Below are 20,818 nucleotides of genomic sequence, written 5' to 3'. Positions count from 1 at the left end.
ATTAATCCATGTTGTTAAATTGAAATTTTTGCATCATTAAACATGGATCTATTCTCAATGAGGTAGGTTAAAAGTAGGCATTATTCATTTTATCTTCTTTGTTTTGGGTAGCAGAATTTTAGAGTCTAAAGATTAATTTTGATAAAATAGCTTTAAATGGAACACAATCCATATATTAATTTTATAACTTTATTATTATTTGATAATTTATTTGTTTAAGTGATGGGGTGAAGATTATTTTTTGCTATAGACTGTAACAAAATATTTTATGTTTGAAATTCTTAAGTCAATGTGAAAAATGAGGCTTATTTGAGAGGGATTAGCTCAAAAGTATCATCCTAATCCGCTGAAATACAAGTAAGCTGCTGATTTGTCATTTTTAATTCATATTCTGTATTTGTGATTCGAAAATAATAATAACAATAGAGTTTTATATTTAATAAAACGATGAATTCGTCATGTATTGGCTTAAATTCTCCTAAATTATGTATTTTGCTTAAAAAATCATCCGAAAGACTTAGAGTGATTAGCTAGCAACAGATGACATCAATCGGGTACAATTGGTCAGATTTATTTTATGTTTGGTGTATTTGCTAGGCCAATACATGCATTCTTTGTTAATAATAGGCCTGCCAGGAGTTATCCCCGCATGAGTGCCATTACTCCATACGATTGGGCAATTATTGCCTTCGTGATCGGCGTTACATTTCTATGTGTCTTTATGCTCACAGTTCCTTTACTCCTTGGGGGTAAATCTTGGGGACGTGCGAAGCAAGAGCAATTTGAATCAGGTGTGGTCAGTGCTGGTGGTGCACGTATCCGCTTATCTGCAAAATTTTATTTGGTTGCAATTTTCTTTGTCGTGTTCGACTTGGAAGCACTTTACTTATACGCATGGGCGACTTCTGTTCGCGAAGTGGGTTGGGTTGGGTTTGCAGCTGCGGCAGTATTTATTTTAGTTTTACTCGTTGGTTTGGTTTATGAGCTTTCAACTGGCGCACTTAACTGGGCACCTTCAGATCGTCGTAAAGCAGCAGGTATTAAACCTAAAATAGGTTCACCGAATATGAATCTTGCAGAAATTACCCGCTTTAATTCTATTGAAGAGTTGGTTATTGACCCTACAGGTACAATCCCAGCGCAATCATCAGGTCGTGTGAAATCTAAATCTACGACTATGTCACTGAATAAGGAGTAACTCGGGAATGAAATATACCTTAACCCGTGCGAATCCAGAAGCTGAGCAATATCCACTTCAAGATCGTCAAATTGTGACTGATCCACTTGAAGAAGAAGTGAATAAAAATGTGTTCATGACTCGTTTAGAGGACGTGGCACATACAGCTGTAAACTGGGGCCGTAAAAATTCATTATGGCCTTTCAACTTTGGTACTTCATGCTGCTACGTAGAATATGCAACGACTTTAACCGGTGTGCATGATTTATCGCGTTTTGGTGCCGAGGTTATTCGTGCTTCACCACGTCAAGCGGACTTAATGATCGTTGCAGGAACATGCTTTGTAAAAATGGCACCTGTAATTCAGCGTTTGTATGAACAAATGTTGGAACCTAAATGGGTGATTTCAATGGGTGCTTGTGCGAACTCTGGTGGTATGTATGATATTTATTCAGTTGTACAAGGTGTAGATAAGATTATTCCTGTTGACGTGTACGTTCCAGGCTGTCCACCTCGTCCTGAAGCACTCATCCAAGCATTAATGTTATTACAAGACCAAATTCAATTAGAGCGTCGTCCATTATCTGCCGTGATCGGTGATGATCTTAAGCCAGTGTATAAGCCAAAGATGATGCCTGAACGCGACCGTAAGAACGCTGAACGTATTGCTGTTAAAAACTTACGTTCTATGGACGAAATTGAGTAATTTTTACTGATGAATGTTTGACATATCTGAAGGATATGATCATCAGAAAATTTCACAGAATTTGTATTAAATAGGAAGCCAAGCCAATGGCTGAAACTGAAATTGCTATGCCAGAATCGACTCCTGTTGATTCACGCCCAGCATTTGCGATTGTAGAAGATCTCAAAGCCAAATTTGGCGAGAACTTTTACGTGCAACCGACGTTTGAAGATTTTCCAACGGTCTGGGTTGAGCGCGCACGTGTACAAGATGTTTTAATGTACCTGCGTACAGTGTCACATCCTTATGTGATGCTGTTTGACTTGTCAGCAGTAGATGAGCGTTTACGTACGCATCGTGAGGGTTTACCTGCATCTGACTTTACGGTTTTTTATCACTTGCTTTCTTTAGAGCGCAATAGTGATATTCGTATTAAAGTCGCGTTGAATGAGAATGATATTAACATTCCTACAGCGACTAATATTTGGCCAAATGCTAACTGGTACGAACGTGAAGCTTACGATATGTTTGGGATCAATTTCGAGGGGCATCCAATGCTTCGTCGTATTTTGTTACCGACGTATTGGGAAGGTCACCCACTGCGTAAAGAATACTCTGCACGTGCGACTGAATATACGCCGTACATGCAAGACAAAGCAAAACAAGATTTTGAACAAGAACATCTTCGTTTCGTACCTGAAGACTGGGGTCTGACTCGTGGTAATGACGATGAAGATTTCATGTTCCTCAACTTAGGTCCTAACCATCCATCTGCTCATGGTGCATTCCGTGTAATTTTGCAGCTTGATGGCGAAGAAGTAAAAGACTGTGTGCCTGATATCGGTTATCACCACCGTGGTGTGGAAAAGATGGCTGAACGTCAAACTTGGCATTCTTTTATTCCGTATACAGACCGTGTTGACTACTTAGGTGGTTGTGCGCAAAACATGCCTTATGTGATGGGTGTGGAGCAAATGGCGGGAATCACTGTTCCTGACCGTGCACAATGTATCCGTGTCATGATGTCTGAATTATTCCGTATCAATAACCACTTGTTGTATATCGGTACTGCGATTCAGGATGCGGGTGGTATGACCCCTGTGTTCTATATGTTTGCAGACCGTCAAAAAATCTATGACGCAATTGAAGCGATCACAGGTTTCCGTATGCATCCAGCGTGGTTCCGTATCGGTGGTACGGCGCATGATCTTCCAAATAACTGGCAAAAACTTATTCGTGAAATTCTTGAATGGATGCCAAAACGTTTGAAGGAATATCATACTGCGGCACTTAAAAACTCCGTATTTGTTGGTCGTACTCGTAATGTTGCTCAATATGATGCTAAATCTGCATTGGCTTGGGGTGTAACAGGTACGGGTTTACGTGCAACAGGCATCGATTTTGATGTGCGTAAATATCGTCCATACAGTGGCTACGAAAACTATGATTTCGAAGTGCCATTAGAGTATGAAGGCGATGCTTATGCACGTGTAATGGTTCACTATCGCGAAATCGAAGAGTCATTAAAAATCGTAAAACAGTGTTTGGATAATATGCCATCTGGTCCGTATAAAGCAGATCATCCTTTGGCTGTTCCACCACCAAAAGACAAGACTTTACAAGATATTGAAACTTTGATTACGCACTTCTTGAGCGTGTCATGGGGTCCTGTAATGCCAGCAGGCGAAGCGTCTGTAATGGCTGAAGTTGTGAAAGGTGCGTCTAACTACTACTTGACTTCTGATAAGTCAACGATGAGTTACCGTACTCGTATTCGTACGCCAACGTTCACACATTTGCAGCAAATTCCTTCCGTGATTAACGGCAGTCTTGTATCTGACTTGATCATTTATTTAGCGACAATTGACGTCGTTATGGCTGACGTGGATCGCTAGGGGTAAACGATAATGATGATTTTGACTGATAAAAAGCCACGTGTGAATGTTGAAGGGATTTTGACTGCTGAAGAAATCCATGAAATTGAACATCACATTGGTCATTATCCATACCCACGCGCAGCATCTTTGGATGCTTTAAAGTGCGTACAACGCCGTAATGGTTGGGTGGATGATGCACAGCTACATGCGATTGCTCAGCTTTTGACAATTTCTGTTGCTGATCTTGAAGGTGTTGCAACTTTCTATAACCGTATTTATCGCCAACCAGTTGGCCGTCATGTAATTTTATTATGTGATTCAATTGCTTGCTTCTTAATGGGTGCGGAAACTTTAGCAGAGGCTTTCCAACGCGAATTGGGTATTCAATTTGGTCAAACAACCGCTGATGGTCGTTTTACTTTATTGCCAATCTGTTGTTTAGGTAACTGTGATAAAGGCCCAACGTTGATGATTGATGAAGACACTCATGGTCTAGTTGAAGTGGCATCAGTTCAACAGTTATTGGAGAAGTATGTATGAATACTGAACCAAAACCAATTTATGGCGAAGGTAACCCAGAAACTCATCCACTCACTTGGCGTTTGAGTAAGCAGGAAAATGTTCGTAGTGCAGATGACTATGAAGCGCTTGAAGGTTATGCGGGCTTTAAAAAAGCCATCACTATGCCACCGAAAGATGTGTTGGAAGTGATTAAAGCAGCGACTGTAAAAGGTCGTGGTGGTGCGGGCTTCCCAGCGGGTATTAAATGGTCATTGATGGCACCAAATGATGGTGGTCCTCGTTATTTGATCTGTAATGCCGATGAAATGGAACCAGGTACATTCAAAGACCGTTTGTTGATGGAAAAGCTTCCTCACCAATTGATCGAAGGAATGTTGATTGCAGGCTATACCCTTGAAACAACTCAAGGTTATATCTTCATTCGTGGTGAATACATCGAAGCTGCTCAATATTTAAATGAAGCTTTAGAGCAAGTTCATGCCAAAGGTTACTTGGGTGACAATATCCTCGGTACAGGTTGGAACTTTGATTTACACGTACACACGGGTGCAGGTCGTTATATTTGTGGTGAAGAAACTGCATTGATTAACTCACTTGAAGGACGCCGTGCAAATCCGCGTACTAAACCACCTTTCCCACAGGTTGCGGGTGCTTGGGGTCGTCCTACGATTGTCAACAACGTAGAGACCTACAATAACTTACCTGCAATTATGTTGCGTGGCCCTGAGTGGTATATCAATCTTTCTGCGGGTAAGTCGAAAGATCCTGGTACAAAAATTTATGGCGCGTCAGGTAAAGTGAAATTCCCAGGTTTATGGGAGCTTCCGTTTGGTACGACTGCACGTGAAGTGATTGAAGACTATGCGGGCGGCATGCGTGATGGTTTGAAACTTAAAGCATGGTTACCGGGTGGTGCATCAACTGACTTCTTGGCAGCTGAACACATCGACCTTCCTATGGATGCGGAAAGCATCATGAAAGCAGGTTCACGTTTAGGTACGTGTTTGCTGATGGTGGTGGATGAAACTCAATGTATGGTTTCAGCGACACGTAACTTAGAAGAGTTCTTTGCACGTGAGTCATGCGGTTTCTGTACGCCTTGCCGTGATGGTTTACCTTGGGCAGTCAAAGCGCTTAAAGCAATTGAAAATGGTGAAGGGAAGATGGAAGACATTCAACATCTTCAAGAACTCACACGTAAATTGTGGATTGGTAAGACTTTCTGTGCTCACGCACCTGGTGCGATGGAACCACTTATGGGCGCACTCAAATATTTCCGTAGCGAGTTTGAAGCAAAAGTGACAGATCGTCCTGCTGCTCAAGTAAGCAACGTAGAACAAGTTTAAGGAACTCGACTATGGCTACAATTCATGTCGATGGAAAATCGTACGAAGTCAATGGCTCTGAAAACTTGCTACAAGCATGTTTGAGTCTTGGCATCGACATCCCATATTTTTGTTGGCATCCATCCTTAGGTTCAGTCGGTTCTTGCCGTCAATGTGCTGTTACTCAATATGCGAATCCAGAAGATACGCGTGGACGTTTAGTAATGTCATGTATGACGCCTGCTTCTGACAATACCTATATCTCTGTTGAAGATAAAGAAGCAAAAGATTTCCGTGAATCTATCGTGGAATTCTTAATGACCAACCACCCACATGACTGTCCAGTCTGTGAAGAGGGTGGTCATTGTCATTTGCAAGATATGACAGTCATGACAGGTCATGACCGTCGTCGTTATCGTTTTACCAAGCGTACCCATCACAATCAAGAGTTGGGTTCATTCATTGCACATGAAATGAACCGTTGTATCGCGTGTTATCGTTGTGTTCGTTATTACAATGATTATGCAGGTGGTACAGATTTTGGTGTATATGCAAGCGCTTCACGTGTTTATTTTGGTCGTCCAGAATCAGGTACTTTAGAATCAGAATTTTCTGGTAACTTAACTGAAGTTTGCCCGACAGGTGTATTTACCGATAAAACACATTCTGCACGTTATAACCGTAAGTGGGACATGCAGTATGCGCCGAGCGTATGCCAAGGTTGTTCTTCTGGTTGTAACATTTCACCGGGTGAGCGTTATGGCGAATTACGTCGTATAGAAAATCGTTTCAATGGTGACGTTAACCAATACTTCCTTTGTGATAAAGGTCGTTTCGGTGGCGGTTATGTGAATCGTGAAGATCGTCCGCGTCAACCACAATTCCGCAGTGGTACTGAAGTTACAACAGTTTCTGTAGATACAGCTTTAGATTCTGTGATTGCAAATATTCAAGGCAAAAAAGTTTTGGGTATTGGTTCGCCACGTGCATCACTTGAATCAAACTATGCACTTCGTGAACTGGTTGGACAAGCGCATTATTCAACGGGTATGTCTCAAAAAGAACAAAGCTTAGTTGAATTAGCAGCATCAATCATGCAAACCGAAGGTATTTATAATCCGGGTATGCGTGAAATCGAAAGCTATGATGCTGTGTTAATTCTCGGTGAAGATTTAACACAAACTGCACCACGTATGGCATTGTCTGTTCGCCAAGCTGCGAAAAACAAAGCCAAAGAAATGGCAGCAGAACGTCGTACTCAAGATTGGTTAGCTGAACCTTTACAACGTATTGCTCAAGATGCTAAATCTCCAATTTATATCTTGGCGGCAACGCAAACACGTCTTGCGGATGTAGCTACAGGTGAAGTCGTTGCTTCTCCAAATGATATTGCGCGTTTAGGCTTTGCAATCGCTGCAGCGGTAAAAGGTGACACGATTCTTGGTTTAGATGATGATGCGAAAGCATTTGCACAAACCATTGCGGATACTTTAAAAGCTGCGAAAAAACCATTAATCATTTCTGGTACAAGCTTGCAAGATGCTTCGATTATGGAAGCAGCAACACAAGTGGCACAGAATCTTGGTGAAAATGCAGGTTTAACATTGACTGTTCCTGAAGTGAACTCAATGGGCTTGGCATTATTTGGTGGTTTAAGCTTAGAGCAAGCTTTTGCACAAGATTATGATTCTATCGTGATTGTGGAAAATGACTTATTCCGTCATTTACCTGCTGCACAAGTTCAAGCGGCATTTGACAAAGCGCAAAGTGTTATTGTTTTGGATCATTCTGAAACAGATACGGTAAAAGCTGCCGATGTTGTGTTGTCTGCTGCAAGCTTTGTGGAAGGTGATGGCACAGTCGTGAGCCAAGAAGGTCGTGCACAGCGCTTCTATCAAGTTTACGATCCAAGCTACTATAAACCTGAACTTGCGATTAAAGAATCTTGGCGTTGGTTACATGCCATTGAAACTGGCGTGAAAGGTAAGGCGATTTCTTGGACTTTACTTGATGATGTTATCGAGTCAGTGGTTAAGAATGTTCCTGCACTTGAAGCGATTCAAGATGTAGCACCTAATGCAGGTTATCGTGTACACGGTTTGAAAGTTGCACGTGAACCACGTCGTTATTCAGGTCGTACAGCAATTCGTGCACCATTAAACGTACATGAGCCGAAACAACCTGTAGATCAAGATTCAGCATTAACATTCTCTATGGAAGGTTATGTTGGAAATCAAACACCTTCATCATTGGTTCCATTTGCTTGGGCGCCAGGTTGGAACTCTCCGCAATCTTGGAATAAATATCAAGATGAAGTGGGTGGACATTTGAAAGGTGGTGATGCTGGTGTTCGTTTATTCGATCGTCTAGGAAAACGTCCTGCACGTAGCTATGTTGCTCCAGCAGTAATGGTTGCAAATCCAGACAGTTTCCGTTTAGTGCCAATGCATCATATTTTTGCTTCAGGTGAATTCACTGCTAAAACACCGGCGATGGAATCGCGTATTCCAGCACCAGTATTTGCTGTAGGTGAGCAAGATGCAAAACGTTTAAATGTACAGGATGGACAACAAATCATCATTAATGCAGGTGAGACTACTGTTCGTCTTCCAGTGCAAGTGATTGAATATTTACCTTCAGGTTATATTGGTTATCCAGTAGGTCAAGCACCTACGGTATCTCTTGCTGAACCTGTATCTGTGGCGGTAGGAGTGTAATCATGAATGAAACTTTACGCGCTCTACCAACATGGGCTCAGGATTGGCCAATCGCATATTCAGTGATTCAAGCTATCGTGATCTTGTTGGTCGTGGTTTTACTTGCTGCATTGATGTCATTTGTTGAACGTCGCTTGCTTGGTTTATGGCAAGACCGTTACGGTCCAAACCGTGTTGGTCCTGGCGGTATGTTCCAGATCGTTGCTGACATGCTTAAAATCATGTTTAAAGAAGACTGGACACCAAAATTCGTTGATAAACTGACGTTCCGTTTAGCACCAGCAGTTGCAATGGCAACTGCGGTACTTTCGTTCATGGTTATTCCTGTTTCACCTTATTTAGGTGTTGCGGACATGAGTATCGGTCTATTGTTCTTTATGGCAATGGCAGGTATCGCAGTGTATGCGGTGTTATTTGGTGGTTGGGCTTCAAACAACAAATATGCATTACTTGGTGGTTTACGTTCAGCGGCTCAAACGATCTCTTATGAAGTCTTTTTAGGGATTTCATTGATGGGTGTCGTTGCGATTGCAGGTTCATTTAACCTTCGTGACATCGTAGAAGCTCAACGTGATGTATGGTTTGTTATTCCTCAGTTTATTGGCTTCATGATTTTTGTGGTCGCAGGGGTTGCGGTAACTCACCGTCATCCATTTGACCAACCAGAAGCAGAACAAGAATTGGCTGAAGGTTACCACGTAGAATACGGCGGTATGAAATGGGGGATGTTCTTCGTTGCGGAATATGTCAACGTTATCCTAATTTCAGCACTCATCGTGACTTTATTCTTCGGTGGTTGGTTAGCGCCGTTCAATTTAAATATTCCATTCATTCCAGATGCGTTCTGGTTCATTGCTAAAACAGCATTCTTTGTAATGATGTTTGTCTTGGCACGTGGTTCGTTAATGCGTCCTCGTTATGACCAAGTCATGAACTTCGGATGGAAAGTATGTTTACCACTGGCGTTGGTTAACCTTTTGGTGACTGGTGCTGTGATTCTGATGAATCAAGCCTAGGACAGCAGGGAGTACAAAATGTATAAAATTCTAGCTGGAGTCGGGTCAATTGTTCGTTCGTTGTGGATGGTATTTAGCCATGTTACACGTAAACGTGACACGATTTTATATCCTGAAGTACCAGCCGAACAAATCGTACCTCCACGTTACCGTGGTCGTATTGTGTTAACGCGTGATCCTGATGGCGAAGAGCGTTGTGTTGCATGTAACTTATGTGCGGTTGCTTGTCCAGTCGGTTGTATTTCATTGCAAAAAGCGGAAAAAGAAGATGGACGTTGGTATCCAGAATTTTTCCGTATTAACTTTTCACGTTGCATTTTCTGCGGTATGTGTGAAGAAGCGTGTCCTACAACTGCGATTCAGTTAACACCAGATTTCGAACTTGGTGAATATGTACGTCAAGACCTTGTTTATGAGAAAGAAAATCTGCTCATTTCAGGTCCAGGTAAATACCCAGATTACAACTTCTATCGTGTAACGGGTATGACAATTGACGGTAAAGAGAAAGGTCAAGCGCAACGTGAAAGCGCACCTGTTGATGTACGGAGCTTATTACCATGATGTGGCCATTTTATTTAATGGCTCTCGTGGCCATCGTTTCTACGGTTCGTGTTGTGACTAATGCGAATCCAGTACATGCATTGTTAAGTTTGATCGTATCACTACTTGCAGTTGCAGGCATTTTCTTGACTATTGGTGCGCCATTTGCAGCAGCATTAGAAATTATCGTTTATGCAGGTGCGATCATGGTTTTGTTCGTATTTGTCGTGATGATGTTGAATCTTGGTCAACATACAGTTGATCAAGAACGTAAGTGGTTGACCTCAGATGCATGGGCTTATCCTGCGCTGATGTGCTTTTTATTAGGCTTATGCTTAGTATGGAGTCTAGGTTCGGATTACACGACTTCGGGTGCCGTTATTGGAACTCAAGTGATTGGTCCTAAAGCAGTTGGTCAAGCACTCTTTACACAATACTTATTATTGGTTGAAGTTGCGGCAATGTTATTGCTTGCAGCACTCGTTGCGGCATTCCATTTAGGAAAGCGCGAATCTAGTGCAGAAGGGGATAAAGAATAATGGGCAATATTCCTTTAGAACATGGTTTGATCGTTGCATCTATCCTTTTCGCACTGGGTTTTTACGGTGTGATGGTACGTCGCAACTTTTTATTCATGTTAATGAGTCTTGAAGTCATGATGAATGCAGCGGCGCTTGCATTTGTTGTGGCGGGTAGCGCATGGGCACAACCAGATGGACAAATTATGTTTATCTTGATTTTGACCCTTGCAGCTGCTGAAGCGTGTATTGGTCTTGCGCTCGTCCTTCAGTTCTATCATCGCTTCCATCACTTGGATATAGATGCTGCTAGTGAGATGCGCGGATGAGTTATTTATATTTAACGATTTTATTTCCGCTCATTGGTTTTATCCTTTTAGCGGCAGGGCGTAATAAACTTCCTGAAAATGTAGCAGCAATCATTGGTGCAGGTTCAGTTGGACTTTCTGCATTATTCGCTTTAATTGCTGGTATGGATTTTGTGAATCATGGTTCTGTTGCACAAACACAACATCTTTGGACATGGTTCAATGTTGGCGGTTTTGCTCCAGGCATTAATTTACATTTAGACGGCTTATCATTACTGATGATGGGCATGGTTACTGGTGTAGGTTTCCTTATTCACATCTTTGCAACATGGTATATGCGTGGCGAAGAAGACTTTGCGCGCTTCTTCTCTTATTTCAACCTGTTCGTTGCAAGCATGTTAGTGCTTGTATTGGGTGACAACTTAGCGTTGTTATTCTTAGGTTGGGAAGGTGTAGGTCTATGTTCTTACCTATTAATTGGTTATTACTACCAAAACCCTGCAAATGGTTTTGCTGCAATCAAAGCATTTACAGTAACACGTGTTGGTGACGTATTTTTACTGATCGCACTGTTCTTGCTTTATCAGCAATTTGGTACTTTGCACATCGGAACGATTGTTGCAAATGCATCACAAGTTTTAGCACTTGACCATAATCTTGCACTTTGGACTTCACTGATGTTGTTCTTGGGTGCTGCTGGTAAATCTGCACAAATTCCATTACAAACATGGTTGGCAGATGCGATGGCTGGTCCTACACCAGTATCAGCATTGATCCATGCTGCGACAATGGTAACTGCAGGTGTTTACTTGTGCTGCCGTATGTTCTCTGTGTTTGAAATGACACCAGAAGTCATGCAGTTCATCTCGATTACAGGTGCGGTAACGTTACTCGTTGCTGGTTTTGCTGCATTGGTTCAAACCGACATCAAACGTATTCTTGCTTACTCTACAATGAGTCAGTTAGGTTATATGTTTATGGCTGTAGGTGCTGAAGCGTACCAAGCAGGTTTATTCCATATGCTTTCTCACGCATTCTTTAAGGCATTATTATTCTTGTCTTCTGGTGCTGTGATCTTGGCTTTCCATCACGAACAAAACATTTTCAAAATGGGCGGCTTGTTCTATAAGAATAAATTCTTATTTGCATGTTTTGCGATTGGTGGTGGTGCATTAGCCGCAATTCCATTTATTACCATCGGCTTCTTTTCTAAAGATGCGATTCTTGGTGCCGTTTGGGTTCAAGGTCAATCTGTAGCGATGTATGGCTGGTTGTACTGGGTTGGTGTAGCAGGTGCGTTCTTAACTTCGATTTATACATTCCGTTTAATTTGGATCGTATTCTTTGGTAAAGAAAACACGCCGTATCACGAAATCAAAGGTGCAACTTACTGGGCTCCATTGGGTATTTTGGCTGTGCTTTCAACAGGTTTGGCTTATTTCCTAAAAGCACCTGTAGAAAAAGCATTAACAGCTGCAAATATTCCAGTTTTCAATATTCCAACAGAAGAGTTGGTGCATGGTATGCATTCTGCTGAACATACAGCAGTTGGTATCGCATTGGCTGGTTTGGTTGTTGGTGTTGTCCTATTTGCATTTGCATATAAAGCAGTGAAAGGCTTTGCTGAAACTTCTTTTGGCGCTGGTCTTGTGAGTATTTGCCGTAATGCATTTGGTTTTGATTCGTTATACAACCTTGTATTTGTTCAACCTTACTTGTTGATTGCAAAAATTCTTGGTCGTGATCCTATTGATGGACTATGGCTGGTATTACCTGCGATCGTGAAAGGTGGCAATAAATTTACAAGTACCCGTCAGACAGGTTCATTACGTGAATATGCATCAAGTATGTCACTCGGTGTAGTGGTGTTGTTGATGATCTTGATCGTGATTCAGGTAGTGGGGAAATAAGATGGAAATTACAAACAATTGGATCTTACCCGCACTGATTCTTGTACCTTTTATTGCAGGTTTCATTTGCTGGTTAGTTGATAAACTTGATCAACATTTGCCTCGTTATATTGCCTTAGCCGGAATGCTCCTGACTTTGGTTCTGACCATTGTATTATGGAAACAAGGTGGATTTAGCTATGAGTTAGGTGCAAAAACACCGACTTGGGCGGCAGAGTTTTATTTACCTTGGATTAAAACACTGGGTATTAACATTCATCTTGCTGTAGATGGTCTTTCACTGTTGATGGTTGGCTTGACTGCTTTACTGGGTGTACTTGCAGTAGGTTGTTCATGGGGTGAAATTCAAAAGAACGTTGGCTTCTTCCATTTAAACCTTTTATGGTCTTTGGGTGGGGTTATTGGCGTTTTCCTTGCGATTGATTTGTTCTTGTTCTTCTTCTTCTGGGAGATGATGCTTGTTCCAATCTATTTCTTAATCGCACTTTGGGGGCACAGCGGTGCAGATGGTAAATCACGTGTTTACGCTGCAACCAAGTTCTTCCTTTATACTCAAGTTGCTGGTTTAATCATGCTGATCGGTATCCTAGGCTTAGTGGTCTATGGTTACATGATGACAGGTATGATTGGTTTCGATTATAACTACTTACTTGCAGTTGCGAATACACTTGATGCTCAAGCGCCACATGTTGCTTATGGATTAATGATCTGTTTCTTTATCGGTTTTGCGGTAAAACTTCCAGTTTTCCCTTTACATGGTTGGTTACCAGATGCGCATGCTCAAGCACCTACAGCGGGTTCTGTAGACTTGGCAGGTATTTTGATTAAAACGGCTGCTTACGGTTTATTACGTTTTGTTATGCCGTTCTTCCCGGCAGCTTCTGCACAGTTTGCAGATATTGCAATCATTTTAGGTTTGATTGGTATTTTCTACGGCGCTTGGTGTGCTTTCCAACAAACAGATATGAAGCGCTTACTTGCGTACACATCAATTTCTCATATGGGCTTTGTTTTACTTGCGTTATACGCAGGTAATATTCTGACATTCCAAGGCTTAATGATCATGATGTTAGCGCATGGTTTATCATCTGCTGCATTGTTCATTATGTGTGGTCAAGTGTATGAGCGTTTACATACACGTGATTTACGTTTGATGGGTGGTATTCGTGGTCAATTCCAGTATTTACCGTTCTTCTTAATGTTCTTTGTATGTGCGCTTGTTGGTATTCCAGGCTTAGGTAACTTTATTGGTGAATTCATGATTCTTATGGGTTCATTTGCGAAGTTCCCAATATTTACTATTCTTGCTGCAATCAGCTTAGTATTTGCGGGTCTGTATGGTCTTATTTTGATCCATAAAGCTTTATTTGGTACGCCAAATGAAGAACAGAAACAGCATTATGAAAGCCCATTAAAAGATTTAAATACACGTGAAACTGTAATTTTATTAATCTGTGCGGTCGGCTTAGTCTGGTTAGGTATCTATCCTCAAACATTCTTGGATATTTCAAGTTCAAGTATGTCATGGTTAGCAAATAGCTATATTCCGGTTCAAGACGTTGTCGATGCGACTCAACAAATCGTTTCACAACAAAATGTGGAGATCCAATAGTCATGAACTTCACAATGTCATTTTCGGATCTCATGCCTTTGGCTCCTGTCATGATCGTAGCGTTAGCTGCGGTTGTTGTGATGATCTTAACTGCGATTAAACGTAATCATAATTTGATTGCGACAGCTTCGGTTGTAGGTTTAAACCTTGCAGCGATTGATATTTTATTCATGATGTTTGGCGGTGCTTATGCACCATCAAATGTGATGAATATGTTTATGGTTGATCCATTTACATTGCTTTATCAATTAATCATTATTATTGCTGCACTGGCTTGTTGTACGCTGTCTCACGCTTATATTGAAACGTATAAAGATAATCGTGAAGAGCTGTATATCTTGATGTTGATCTCTGTTGCAGGGGCAATGTTAATGGTAACAAGTTCACATTATGCGTCGTTCTTTATTAGCTTAGAGTTAATGTCTATTCCTGTTTATGGTTTATTGGCATATACACATCAACGTAAAAAATCATTAGAAGCCGGTGTTAAGTATTTAGTACTTTCAGCGACTGCTTCTGCGATGTTGTTGATGGGTATGGCTTATTTATATGCTTATACGGGTTCATTGGCATTTTACGAGTCTTTCCAAACGTTGTTTGAAGTCATCAAACAACCAATGGTTGTATTAGGTCTAGGTTTAATTATTTTTGCAATTGGTTTTAAACTTTCTCTTGCACCATTTCATAAATGGACGCCAGACGTTTACCAAGGTGCACCTGCTCCAATTGCAACTTTCCTTGCGACAGTCGCTAAAGTAGCAACGATTGGTTTAATGGTTCGTTTTATCCTGACTTCAGGTGCGATTCTTATTCCATCAATTGTGACGATCATTACTGTGATTGCGGTACTTTCAATTATCGTTGGTAACTTGCTTGCTGTACGTCAAGTCAACTTGAAACGTATTTTGGGTTATTCATCGATTGCGCACTTTGGTTATTTGTTGATCGCATTGGTGAGCATGACCTATGCAAGCTTAGGTAGTGTAAGTGTTTATGTGGTGACCTATACATTAACCACGATTGGTGCATTTGGCGCTGTTGCTCTAATGTCTAGTCCATATAACAATGTTGATGAAGCAGAATCACTTGCGGATTACCGTGGTCTGTTCTGGCGTCGTCCAGTACTGACAGCAACATTAACTGTAATGATGTTGTCTTTGGCTGGTATTCCGTTAACAGCAGGCTTCATTGGTAAGTTTATGGTGGTTATGGCCGCTGTAACGACACAGCATTGGTTCTTGGCTGCAATGATTGTAGTCGGTAGTGGTATCGGTTTGTATTACTACTTACGTGTTATGGTTGTGATGTATATGACACCACCTGACAATCCACGTATTGACGCTGTTGATCATTGGGGACAAAAAGTGGGTGGTTTAATGGTACTAGGTGCTGCAGCATTAGTATTGTTAATCGGTATTTACCCAGATCCAATTATTAACTTTGCATTGAAATCAGAAATTTTATCTCCGATACATTTTTTGATGAGTCAACAGCACTAATCTGAAAAAACGATTATTGTTAACAAAAAAAAGCCTTCATTCGTTGAGGGCTTTTCTTATTTCTTATATAAAAAACATTTATAATAGTACAAATTTACTTTTATCTTTTTAGGTGTACTCCCGTGTCTATTCAAGAAATTCGTCATCCGCTCATTCGTCATAAATTAGGTTTATTACGTCGTGCTGATATTAGTACTAAGAATTTCCGTGAACTTGCTCAAGAAGTAACCATGCTTTTGACGTATGAAGCAACGAAAGATTTACCTGTATGTGACCATGAAATTGGTGGATGGGCGGGTAGTGTCACTGTAGATAGAATCGCAGGAAAGAAAATTACTGTCGTGCCGATTTTACGTGCAGGTATTGGTATGTTGGAAGGTTTTTTAAACCTAATTCCAAGCGCAAAAGTTTCAGTATTAGGTTTAGAACGTGATGAAGAAACACTTGAAGCACGTACCTATTATAAAAAATTAGTTCCTGATGTTCAAAATCGTATTGCGATGATTATAGACCCAATGTTAGCAACAGGTTCTTCTTTGGTTGCTGCAATTGATGTGCTTAAAGCCAGTGGTTGTAAAGACATTCGTGTAATGGTTTTAGTTGCTGCGCCAGAAGGTATTAAACGTGTTGAAACGGCGCATCCTGATGTGACGATTTTTACTGCATCTGTAGATCAAGGTTTGAATGAACATGGTTATATTGTTCCGGGTCTTGGTGATGCAGGAGATAAAATTTTTGGTAGTGTGCAAAAAGATTAAAATTTAGTATGATCAAAGGAGGCTATAAAGTCTCCTTTTTTTAAGCTTTTAAAAGAGAACAAAAAATGTTTCGAAAAGGCATAGTAACCTTTTTTGATGATCGTTCAGGTTTAGGCTATATAGAGTTAGCGGCTGATCATCAACGAGTTATTTTTAATTTAGAAAATTTTTCCAATACTTCGATTTTGCCACAAATTGGTGAACGGGTTAAATGCATTGTTATTGAAGAACGTGGTGAATTTTTAGCTAAATTTATTGTACGTTTAGATCATAAAAACTATGTTGCTGATAAAAATAAACCATTATCTTCGCAGCATGCTTATGATGAAAGTTCATTTGAGAATATTCGTAATTCAAGGAAAATTTTGAAAAAAAGACGGATTTCTACAGATAGTATTGCACTTCAAAGTGAACACGTGCCTGAAAATATCGCAACAGATCAGGTCATTGCATCTGCGGAAGAAGAGAATGAATCCGTAAACGATAAAAATGTATTTGCTACTCAATCTACTAAAACCATTCAAACTCAAATAGTCGCAATTCAGCCACAAATTATCAAAAGTAATTTGTATACTGAGGCATTCGTTGAGGCTTTTAAACCGATTCAGATCGAAGAAGGGCAAAGTCTCGTCGATGAAGTTTCTGTTGTAGATATCAATGAACAAGCTTCAAATGAACAGATTTCCGAACCAGTTGAAATGGCTCAAGAAGAAGTACCAACTGAATCTATTCAACCAATTCAAATTGAAGAAGTACAAAGTGTTGTCGATGAAGTTTCCGTTGTAGATATTAATGAACAAGTTTTAAATGAACAGATTCTCGAACCAGTTGAAGTGGTTCAAGAAGTAGAAATACCTAAATCTATTCAACCGATTCAAATTGAAGCAGTACAAAGTGTTGTCGATGAAGTTTCCGTTGTAGATATTAATGAACAAGTTTTAAATGAACGGATTTCCGAACCAGTTGAAATGGCTCAAGAAGTAGAAATACCTGAATCTATTCAACCAATTCAAATCGAAGAAGTACAAAGTATTGTCGATGAAGTTTCCGTTGTAGATATTAATGAACAAGTTTCAAATGAACGGATTTCCGAACCCGTTGAAATGGTTCAAGAAGAAGCACTTGTCGAATCTGTACAGCCGATTCAAGTCGAAACAGTACAAAGCGTTGTTAAAGATACTCCAGTTACTGAAATCAGTGAATCAGCTTTAAAAGAACAGATTTTTGAGCCAATTGAAACGATTCAAGAAGAAATACTTGTTGAATCAGTACAGCCAATTCAAGTCGAAGCAGTACAAAGTGTGGTTGATGAAGTTCCTGTTGTAGATATCAATAAACAAGCTTCAAATGAACAGATTTCAGAACCTGTTGAAATGGTTCAAGATGTGGAAATAGCTGAATCTATTCAGCCAATTCAGGTTAAAGCAGCACAAACTACTGAAGACACTCCAGTTGTCGATGCTTTGTCATCGATTCAAAATAAACCTGAGTCGAAAGTAAATGATGTAGAGAGACAAAAACGGTTGCTTGAACGGCAATTGCTTGAAAAAAATATGAACTTAAGTGCTTTCCAAAAGTTCATACAGCGAATGAAGGTGAAGTTTTTATACTCTAAACGCAAACAGACTCAAGTTAAGCCTGAAGTTCAAAAGCGTTTGCATTTTAATCCTTGGATTTTGGTCGTTGGTGTTGTGCTGCTGGGAGGGATAAATTTTAGCTTTTATGCACATGATAGATATGCAGAATATAAAAGTGAGAATTTATTAAAATTACAACAATATGAACATGCACAAAAAGAAGAAATTAAACGGCAGAAGCAAGAAGCGACTTCACGATAAGTTTTTGTTTTATAATTTTTTATTTAGTCTTGAAATAGGTTGATTCTTATTTCAAGATGATAATAGAGTAGACAAAAATAAAGCTCCTATTGGAGCTTGATTTTTATTCATCACAAAATTTCATAAAAGCTTTTAACCCAGGCCCTTGGTATTTTTGGCGATGGACTAGCATGAAAAGAGGGCGGGTTAGTTGCCAAAAAGGTGTATCAAGAATGACCAATTGACCTTTGTCAATTAACGGTTGAACAGCCAGTTTGGAAATACATGACATGCCTAAGCCGCCTGCAACTATTTTCAAAATGGCTTCATTATGGCCTAAAGTTAATCTGATCTTCGCATTTGGTAAATCTTTTAAAATAGCATTATCAAAAACTTCACGTGTGCCTGAACCTTCTTCACGAAGAATCCACTCACTTTGATAAAAATCTTCAGGTCTTAATGGACGATTGAGTTTTGCCAAAGAATGATTTGGTGAGCAGCACACTGCTAGTTCGTCATCACGCCAATGGATACATTGGAGCTGAGGTAAATAACATGAGCCTTCAATCAGTGCTAAATCAAGTTGAAATTGGTTCACAGCTTCAATCATTTGGCGAGTATTACCTACTTGAAGTTGTAAGTGTGCCTGTGGTTGAACTTGTAAGAAATCAGCCATCAAATCAGGCATTAAATAGTCGCTAATGGTTAATGTTGCACCGATTCGCAAATCGATACTTTGCAGTTCGCCTTTAGCCGCCTGTTCAAAAGCTTCGCAACGACCTAAAATTTCTAAAGCTTGAGGGAGTAAAAAACGCCCTAAATCGTTCAATTGTAATCGTTTTCCAAGACGATCGAACAGTGGCGCACCTAATCCATCTTCCAAGTCTGCCAAAGCCATACTTGCGGCGCTTTGGGTCAACCGAACTGCATCACTCGCTTTGGTAACAGTACCTTCTTGAGCAACAGCTACGAAAACAGCCAATTGGCGTAAAGTCATTCGCATGTGTAGAGCCTTAACATTTTAAATATTCATAAATAATATAGTCATGCTACCATGAGCACTGTCTTTCATGCCACGTAGAAATCATGTCAATTGAAAAATTTAGCGTAGAAAAAGTTTTGTCTGTTCGTCGCTGGACTCATACACTTTTCAGTTTTACCATGACCCGACCTGCACATTTTAAATTTACTGCAGGACAATTTGCACGAATTGGTTTGAAAGTGAATGATGATTTGATTGTACGTGCGTATTCAGTTGTTTCTTCTCCATTTGATGAAACTTTAGAATTCTTTTCAATCGTTGTCCCTGATGGTGCTTTTACGTCGAATTTACAACATCTTCAAGTAGGGGATGAACTGTATTTAGAAAAAGTTCCTTACGGTTTCCTAACTCTAGCACGTTATCAATTACCTTTACCGAAAGATTTATGGTTATTGGCTACAGGTACAGGACTAGCCCCTTTTATTTCCATGCTACAAGATTTTGAAACATGGTCTAAATATGAAAAAATCAATTTAGTTTATAGCGTGAGAACAGCATCTGAGTTGGCTTATATCGATCGCATTCAGGAAATTGCTGAAACATTTGGTGAAGGGCACACTGGGTTCAAATTTATTCCCATTATTACCCGTGATCCAAATGCAATGTTACATGACCGTTTGCCGCTTTTAATTGAGAATGGTGAATTAGAAAAAGTTGCAGATTTAGCTTTTAATCCTGAAACAACTCATGTCATGCTTTGTGGAAATCCACAAATGGTGGATGATACTAAAGCGGCTTTAAAAACACGTGGATTAAGTATGAACCGCCGTGGTGAAGGGAACATTGCAGTAGAGAATTATTGGTAAAATCATTGATTCTCAATGCTCAGTCTTACATCATAGAATAGATTTGAAATAGGACATTTACTGTTTAGACTGATTGTGTGCATTGTCCATCAATGCACAAACATGTCCATAAATTCACGTAATTCTTGAATCGCTGTATCAATATCACTGGTTAACCAAGTTGGTTCAAAAAGGCCTGCATAATGTTCAAGACGTTCATGTGGTACAACTAAACGAATGGGACAGTCTTCTTCAATTAAACGCCAAGGAATAATCGGTACTTCGTTATCTAAAAATGCAGCAACATTGCGAATATCAATAATCATGGCATTCACGCAATCTGGAAGTGGCATGACAGAAAACTCATCTGTACGCCTACGAAAATATTCTAAGTCGCCCCATTTAACCACATAACTCGGCTTACTAAATTCAATAATACCAATCAAATGTTCGTCACGAGAAGTATGTAAATAGCATTGATGTGTGACATCGGTTTCTAAATCAAGTACGACACTTTGTCGTTGATAAGCCATATCTACAATAGCCAAAAAATGGGGTACATATTATAGCTCATTTATCGGTTGATAACTGCTCATGCTAGAATTTACTTTCGTTTAAAATATTTTACACAACTGAACAGATTAACTTGCTAATATAAATATACACCATATGGATGGAGGTAGAAATTATGCGACACGATTTCAGCAAAC

18 protein-coding genes are annotated in these 20,818 nt (G+C 40.1%); 16 read left to right on the top strand and 2 right to left on the bottom strand.

The genetic code is table 11. The features are described 5' to 3' along the window. Window positions 1-649 precede the first annotated feature (649 nt). The 15 genes from CDA10_RS01505 (at window position 650) to CDA10_RS01435 (ending at window position 18,302) form a co-directional block, all read left to right on the top strand. Window positions 650-1,198: an NADH-quinone oxidoreductase subunit A gene (locus CDA10_RS01505; protein ID WP_089603750.1), complete on the top strand. Its 549-nt coding sequence runs from the start codon at window positions 650-652 to the stop codon at window positions 1,196-1,198. A 7-nt stretch (window positions 1,199-1,205) separates the two neighbouring features. Next, window positions 1,206-1,883: a NuoB/complex I 20 kDa subunit family protein gene (locus CDA10_RS01500; RefSeq protein ID WP_010115110.1), complete on the top strand. Its 678-nt coding sequence runs from the start codon at window positions 1,206-1,208 to the stop codon at window positions 1,881-1,883. 86 nt (window positions 1,884-1,969) lie between these two features. Continuing rightward, window positions 1,970-3,757 carry an NADH-quinone oxidoreductase subunit C/D gene (gene nuoC, locus CDA10_RS01495; RefSeq protein ID WP_089603749.1) on the top strand — a complete coding sequence of 596 codons (1,788 nt, stop codon included), beginning with the start codon at window positions 1,970-1,972 and terminating at the stop codon, window positions 3,755-3,757. Between the two features lie 12 nt (window positions 3,758-3,769). After that, window positions 3,770-4,279 (top strand): NADH-quinone oxidoreductase subunit NuoE, encoded by a 510-nt coding sequence (gene nuoE / locus CDA10_RS01490; protein WP_089603748.1) that lies wholly within the window; start codon window positions 3,770-3,772, stop codon window positions 4,277-4,279. Then, a complete protein-coding gene (gene nuoF / locus CDA10_RS01485) occupies window positions 4,276-5,607 on the top strand; it encodes an NADH-quinone oxidoreductase subunit NuoF (protein WP_089603747.1) in 1,332 nt (443 codons plus the stop codon). Before nuoE ends, nuoF begins: the two co-directional genes overlap by 4 nt. A gap of 11 nt (window positions 5,608-5,618) precedes the next feature. Next, the gene (gene nuoG, locus CDA10_RS01480) at window positions 5,619-8,303 is read left to right on the top strand and encodes an NADH-quinone oxidoreductase subunit NuoG (protein ID WP_089603746.1); all 2,685 of its coding nucleotides are present in this window, start codon (window positions 5,619-5,621) and stop codon (window positions 8,301-8,303) included. 2 nt (window positions 8,304-8,305) lie between these two features. Beyond that, the gene (gene nuoH / locus CDA10_RS01475; RefSeq protein ID WP_089603745.1) at window positions 8,306-9,319 is read left to right on the top strand and encodes an NADH-quinone oxidoreductase subunit NuoH; all 1,014 of its coding nucleotides are present in this window, start codon (window positions 8,306-8,308) and stop codon (window positions 9,317-9,319) included. A gap of 18 nt (window positions 9,320-9,337) precedes the next feature. Next, window positions 9,338-9,880, top strand: a complete 543-nt coding sequence (nuoI, locus tag CDA10_RS01470; protein ID WP_005030883.1) for an NADH-quinone oxidoreductase subunit NuoI — start codon at window positions 9,338-9,340, stop codon at window positions 9,878-9,880. Next, window positions 9,880-10,398: an NADH-quinone oxidoreductase subunit J gene (gene nuoJ, locus CDA10_RS01465; protein WP_171333931.1), complete on the top strand. Its 519-nt coding sequence runs from the start codon at window positions 9,880-9,882 to the stop codon at window positions 10,396-10,398. The genes nuoI and nuoJ overlap by 1 nt, the downstream gene beginning before the upstream one ends. After that, window positions 10,398-10,706: an NADH-quinone oxidoreductase subunit NuoK gene (gene nuoK, locus CDA10_RS01460; RefSeq protein ID WP_089603743.1), complete on the top strand. Its 309-nt coding sequence runs from the start codon at window positions 10,398-10,400 to the stop codon at window positions 10,704-10,706. Before nuoJ ends, nuoK begins: the two co-directional genes overlap by 1 nt. Then, entirely contained in the window at window positions 10,703-12,595 is a 1,893-nt protein-coding gene (gene nuoL / locus CDA10_RS01455; RefSeq protein ID WP_089603742.1) for an NADH-quinone oxidoreductase subunit L, read from the top strand. Before nuoK ends, nuoL begins: the two co-directional genes overlap by 4 nt. A 7-nt stretch (window positions 12,596-12,602) precedes the next feature. Further along, window positions 12,603-14,207, top strand: a complete 1,605-nt coding sequence (nuoM, locus tag CDA10_RS01450) for an NADH-quinone oxidoreductase subunit M (RefSeq protein ID WP_171333930.1) — start codon at window positions 12,603-12,605, stop codon at window positions 14,205-14,207. 2 nt (window positions 14,208-14,209) lie between these two features. Beyond that, a complete protein-coding gene (nuoN, locus tag CDA10_RS01445) occupies window positions 14,210-15,706 on the top strand; it encodes an NADH-quinone oxidoreductase subunit NuoN (RefSeq protein WP_089603740.1) in 1,497 nt (498 codons plus the stop codon). 122 nt (window positions 15,707-15,828) lie between these two features. Continuing rightward, window positions 15,829-16,464 carry a uracil phosphoribosyltransferase gene (gene upp, locus CDA10_RS01440; protein WP_089603739.1) on the top strand — a complete coding sequence of 212 codons (636 nt, stop codon included), beginning with the start codon at window positions 15,829-15,831 and terminating at the stop codon, window positions 16,462-16,464. A gap of 65 nt (window positions 16,465-16,529) precedes the next feature. Continuing rightward, window positions 16,530-18,302, top strand: a complete 1,773-nt coding sequence (locus CDA10_RS01435; RefSeq protein ID WP_089603738.1) for a hypothetical protein — start codon at window positions 16,530-16,532, stop codon at window positions 18,300-18,302. Between the two features lie 103 nt (window positions 18,303-18,405). Here CDA10_RS01435 and gigC read toward each other — a convergent pair whose 3' ends face one another. Further along, window positions 18,406-19,284 (bottom strand): LysR family transcriptional regulator GigC, encoded by an 879-nt coding sequence (gene gigC, locus CDA10_RS01430; RefSeq protein ID WP_089603737.1) that lies wholly within the window; start codon window positions 19,282-19,284, stop codon window positions 18,406-18,408. A gap of 83 nt (window positions 19,285-19,367) precedes the next feature. On the opposite strand from gigC, the gene CDA10_RS01425 reads away from it, so the two are divergent. Continuing rightward, complete coding sequence (locus CDA10_RS01425; protein WP_089603736.1) at window positions 19,368-20,129, top strand: ferredoxin--NADP reductase; 762 nt, start codon at window positions 19,368-19,370, stop codon at window positions 20,127-20,129. Between the two features lie 89 nt (window positions 20,130-20,218). Here the strand turns inward: CDA10_RS01425 and CDA10_RS01420 are convergent, their stop codons facing one another. Beyond that, window positions 20,219-20,641 carry a hypothetical protein gene (locus CDA10_RS01420; RefSeq protein ID WP_089603735.1) on the bottom strand — a complete coding sequence of 141 codons (423 nt, stop codon included), beginning with the start codon at window positions 20,639-20,641 and terminating at the stop codon, window positions 20,219-20,221. Window positions 20,642-20,818: the final 177 nt, after the last annotated feature.

The organism is Acinetobacter piscicola, assembly GCF_002233755.1.
In the GTDB taxonomy this organism is placed as follows: Bacteria; Pseudomonadota; Gammaproteobacteria; order Pseudomonadales; family Moraxellaceae; genus Acinetobacter; species Acinetobacter piscicola.
The sequence above is the reverse complement of the archived record's forward strand: the minus strand, read 5'-3'. Positions and strand labels throughout refer to the sequence as shown.